Source organism: uncultured Salinibacterium sp. (assembly GCF_963974405.1).
Classification (GTDB): domain Bacteria; phylum Actinomycetota; class Actinomycetes; order Actinomycetales; family Microbacteriaceae; genus Rhodoglobus.
Window position 1 is genome coordinate 1 of the sequence record NZ_CAXBBH010000006.1, and the last position, 4,506, is coordinate 4,506.

Here is a 4,506-nt window from a genome sequence, read left to right on the forward strand (position 1 = left end):
TCACTAGGGGCTTTTAGGGTTCGGGGTTGTGGGTAAGTTATACGTCTGTGCGCTCTATAGTGATCTGGGAATCTTCGGTGATGTCGTAGATCGCTTGAAACGGCATTGCAAGCGTGATGCTTACGTCGCCGGAAACGTCAGGCTGGCCGCCTGTGTACTTGATGTTAGGAATCAGGAATCTGTAGGCGTTCCCGGCTTCGTCAACGAGGTTCAGCTCAAGGCTGGATGGTGTCTCGTCGATGAACTTTTCGAGAAGCGTGGAGTTCTCGAAATATGCCGTGATCGAGCCCGTGAGGTTCGAGCGTCCGATCTTCGGCTCGATCGTCATGTCTGAACCTACCACGAAGCGCGGCTCGATGCCATTGTCCAGTGTGAGCGTCGCCTCGGTCACGTCTGCGATTGCAGCGCCACCTTCGAGGATGGAACCACTGAAGGAAGTGATCGGGCAACCCGTCGCAGCTGGGACGCCAGTAGCGCCAGCCGGAGCCGTCTCTGAAACCGCTTGGTTCTGGCCGATGAAGCCGAAGGAAGTCGTGACGATCGCGTCAGCTGTCACGCTCATCTCCCATGTGTTGACCTCTGCGCCGGTGGTCATGAGGAAAGGCTTGTCTGCTGGTGCGATGTCTGAGAACTCTCGCAATACTGAGAACGAGCGACGAATTACGCCGGCTTTGAGCTGGTCGGTTCCTGCTATAGGTGTGTCAGTTGCCCACGTTCCGCAGAGGCCCGCTTCGAGCATATCATCGAGGGCTGAGTACCAAAGTTCAGCGGTGACGTCTCCGCCAACTTGTCGCGCACCATGACGGAAGCAAGCGATCTGTCGATCCTCGCGAAGTTCTTCGGTGAGGGTGGAGTTTTTAGAAAGTCCCAACGTTGTCCCTGTGTGTCTGAGGTCAGACATCGGAGGGGTTGCAGGGGTCGTGCCGTAAACGGATTCGAGGGTATAGGACATCGTGTGTCTTGATGAGTCAGCCATAATATAGTAGTTAGTTTATTGGTTTCGTGTTCTCCTCGAACGCCAGTCAACCGTGACCGGTATCGAGTAGAATGATTCAAATGTTATGGCCGGCGAGGCGTTCGCCCCGTCTGAGAATACATAACCTTGAGTTGTGCCGTTATCATAAGGCAAAATTGCGCCTGCGTCAAAAGCCGCGATAATTTTATCGACCATCTCGTAAGCTTCCCCGCTGCCGTACTCCATCGGGACTTGCACCGAGACTTGCAAAAAGCCGCTGGCTTCGTCCTGTCCATGTCCTGAGAGTGTCGCGACGCGGTTCTCGACTGGCTGGAACGATACCCGGAGCCAAATCTCGTTTGGTGCTTCGAATGCCACGTTGTCGTACATGATCGACGGAAGCGGCCCGGGTGTCCCGAGTTCTGTGAGTAGGTGCTGGATCAATGCTGATCGTGAATCTTTAAGTGTCATAAAATTTTCTTGGTTTTCGCTGCCATGAGCGCCTTCTTGAGCTGGCGCTTGATGCGTCTGAAGTTCACGCGCACCATGCCCTTCGGGGCTTGCTGCCAACTCCATCCGTATTCCACGCGGCGAGCGTAGGGGAGATTATTAGCTAGAAATATCGGTCGCCCATTGTCTGCGAGGTTGACGATTTCTGAACTCGTCAAAGGTACGCGACTATTAGGAACTTTCTTGCTCGCTTTGTCATTGGACAGCACCCACGCGGCGCGGAGAGATCCGCCCTTGTAGCCGCTTTCAATCACGCTGAGCCATTGCTCATCGCTGATGTCCCACAGATCGGGGTTGCCGACGGGCGTCGATTTGATGACGCCTGAGAATAGCGCGAGGGTTGCATTCTTGCGGGCCTCTGAAGCAATCTCCAGAGATCCGATCTTGAATTTTGCAATGTCTCGCTGGAAACTCATACCTTAGAACCGAATAGGGTGTAGATGATTTTTGTCCCGTCTGGGTTGAGATCCTCTGTCCCGAGCAAGCGCCACTCGACGCCGAGGACGTCAGTCACGGTGTCGCCCGTCAAGGGTACGATCTCGACGCTGTTCGCAGATGCGAGAAACTTGCTCATGCGACCCTTGCGGGCTTCTTGGACCCATGTCTCGGGGTATTTGTTCGCACCACCACGGAAAGGGAATTGCACCACGTCCATCGTGTAGGTATCTGAGGCGCTTGTGGCTTCGCCGGTGATAGGGTCAACAGTTGCCGTACCACGTCTCAGCGTGACGCTTGCGCCCTTGTCGGCAATCAATCGCTGCGCGGTTCCTGCGAGTCCCTCATAAAACGCGCTCATCGGATCACTGTCAGGTTGTTGATTAGTCCGGCTGAGTCGTCGAAGAGGGGCTTGAGAGTCAAGAGGGCTTTCGTCGGAATCGGCACGAATGCACCTTGCCCCGTCTCAGCATACTCGACTTCGATCACGTCAACTTTCTCTTTGAGCGTCTCGCGGCCTGCGCCAGTTGGCAGCATATTGCCCGAGTTGTAGTCGATCGCGATTTGATACTGGCCGTTGATTAGCGCGGCAGGAATTGTCGTGCTCGGCTGTAGTGAGCCATACAAGAAGACGCCTTCGCGGGGGAAGCTGAGCGCCTGAGTCGCTTCGACTCTGTAGCCCTGCCAGCGGTCCTCCATGCCGAGCAAGTAGTCGCTCGCGTTGATAAGTAGCGCCTCAAGTTCTGCGGTGACTACCGGCAAGGAGATACCGCGAGAGTCCGCGTAAACTTGGAGCCCTGCGACTGTGCCGTAGCTGTTAGCGTCTGCGACTCCTGAGCCGTCTTCGATGATTAGTGCCATAAATTAGTTAGGTAAATAGGGAAAAGTAAGAAGATGCAGCGGCGGAAAAACACCAACAGAAACACGCCGCCACACCTCCAAAAATTAGACGAGGTCTTCCTCGATCGGCGCTTCTGCGTCGGCCAGTGCTTTCTCGAATGCTTTGACGCTCTTAGATGCTGCGGGGGCGATGCCTCCAGCCGCTTCGATCTTAGCGGCCAGTTTTTTCTTGATCTCGCTCGGAGCCGGCTTCACGGGCTGGCTTTCTTGCGGGGCCTCAACAGCCACGGGCTTTCCTTCTGCGATTGCTCGCGCTTCTTTCAGGCTGTGGCCTCTCGCGACTAGGTTGCAAAGTAGTAGATTGTTTTTCATGGTTTTCGGTGGTCATATTGATAAAGAAAGGCCCGCCCCACATGATGCAAGGCGGGCCTGTGTTATGTCATACCAAAAGCTTTCTAGCCGTTAGTTTCGAGGAATGCGATTCCTACAAGCTTGCGCTCTGTAACACGATCCCAGTTGACCGCGCTCTCAAGCTCAACATAGTTGGCTGAGTTAGCCGCAACGCTGTTGCTTGTGAACTGGAAGCCGTACGGGTGGAGGCAAGTATTCACGCGGCTGTGAAGGAAGCTCTCACCACCACCATCTCCGCTTGTCTCGTCGCGGTCAAGTGCTGATGGGTTCTTCACTGGGCCTGTGCCGAATCCTACGGAACCACCTGCGAAGAGGATAGTCGTGTAGGTAAGACGGTTCGATCCGGCTTCTGGCTCTAGTGAGTCATCGACGATGATGCGGAGGCCGTTGTAGGTGTTGAACATGAACGCACCGCCGTTTGCTGAGTCATAGAGTGGCTCTACAAGCTTCAGCTTCTGGAGCTGTGTCTGAACGCGTGAGTTCATCGCGATAGCTACAAGCTTGTCCTTATGGTCGCCCATAGTCTGCATTGCTTCTGCGATTGCGTCCGCGCTGATACGCTCTGCATCGGTGATTGCGCCGGCGTCGTCTGTCGCGACGGTGTAAACCATGTCGCTTGAGTCGTTCGCTATGTTGTCAGCCTTGACACCTTGGAGGGATGAAATCAGGCGGTGCTCGTCGTCTGTTGACCAGAACTGACCTACACGTCCGCCGATAGCTGCAAGAGCATCTTCTCCGAGGTTGAGATCAGCCGCGAGATCCATTTCAGCCCATGAGTCGTTACGCTGGGAAGAACGCGCCTTCTGCAAGACTCCTTCGAGCTTGTTCGGTACGCTCTTGTTCGCTGCAACGTCTGAAGAGTAGTTAGGCTCTTTGATGCCGAGTCCCTTGAACTGTGGGAGGTCAATGGATTGTGCACCACCTGAGAGGCGTTGCGTGATGAGTGGATCGTTCACCATGATGCCTGAGGCGAGGAAACGATTTGTCTCGAGTTGCGCTTGCTGTGCGACTCGTTCGAATGTGAGGGGCGTGTAAACGTCCGCTAGTTGTACTGTAGCCATATTATATAGGGGTAGTTAGTTGTGTAATTGGTTGTCCTGTGGATGGAGTTACTCGGCTGCGATCAGTTCTCTGAATTGCTCCGGGTTCTCTCGTTCCATTGTTGACTGTTCCGCGACGGACATCTCGGACAGCTTCTTCGTTGCAGGAGTACCACCCCTAGACTGTGCAGCATTGCCCCCACTACCAGCGGGTGCTTTGATTATGCTTGCAAATGATTCGTTTCCTAAAAACTCGGTTTTCAAATCATCTACCGTAAGGATAGACGGTTTGCCGCTGGCGTCAAGTACCCGAAC

At 54.5% G+C, this 4,506-nt stretch carries 8 protein-coding genes; all 8 read right to left on the reverse strand.

What is annotated here, in order from left to right; genetic code table 11:
* Nucleotides 1–37 precede the first annotated feature (37 nt).
* Nucleotides 38–976 (reverse strand): phage tail tube protein, encoded by a 939-nt coding sequence (locus AACZ26_RS13215; protein ID WP_339622269.1) that lies wholly within the window; start codon nt 974–976, stop codon nt 38–40.
* A gap of 15 nt (nt 977–991) precedes the next feature.
* Entirely contained in the window at nt 992–1,426 is a 435-nt protein-coding gene (locus AACZ26_RS13220; RefSeq protein WP_339622270.1) for a phage tail terminator-like protein, read from the reverse strand.
* Nucleotides 1,423–1,881, reverse strand: a complete 459-nt coding sequence (locus AACZ26_RS13225) for a hypothetical protein (RefSeq protein ID WP_339622271.1) — start codon at nt 1,879–1,881, stop codon at nt 1,423–1,425. Before AACZ26_RS13225 ends, AACZ26_RS13220 begins: the two co-directional genes overlap by 4 nt.
* The gene (locus tag AACZ26_RS13230) at nt 1,878–2,261 is read right to left on the reverse strand and encodes a hypothetical protein (protein ID WP_339622272.1); all 384 of its coding nucleotides are present in this window, start codon (nt 2,259–2,261) and stop codon (nt 1,878–1,880) included. Before AACZ26_RS13230 ends, AACZ26_RS13225 begins: the two co-directional genes overlap by 4 nt.
* Nucleotides 2,258–2,761 carry a DnaT-like ssDNA-binding protein gene (locus AACZ26_RS13235; protein ID WP_339622274.1) on the reverse strand — a complete coding sequence of 168 codons (504 nt, stop codon included), beginning with the start codon at nt 2,759–2,761 and terminating at the stop codon, nt 2,258–2,260. Before AACZ26_RS13235 ends, AACZ26_RS13230 begins: the two co-directional genes overlap by 4 nt.
* Nucleotides 2,762–2,845: 84 nt before the next feature.
* Entirely contained in the window at nt 2,846–3,028 is a 183-nt protein-coding gene (locus tag AACZ26_RS13240; protein ID WP_339622276.1) for a hypothetical protein, read from the reverse strand.
* A gap of 167 nt (nt 3,029–3,195) precedes the next feature.
* Nucleotides 3,196–4,212 carry a hypothetical protein gene (locus AACZ26_RS13245; protein ID WP_339622278.1) on the reverse strand — a complete coding sequence of 339 codons (1,017 nt, stop codon included), beginning with the start codon at nt 4,210–4,212 and terminating at the stop codon, nt 3,196–3,198.
* 48 nt (nt 4,213–4,260) lie between these two features.
* Nucleotides 4,261–4,506: hypothetical protein (locus AACZ26_RS13250; RefSeq protein WP_339622280.1), on the reverse strand; the 246-nt coding region annotated here is incomplete at its 5' end.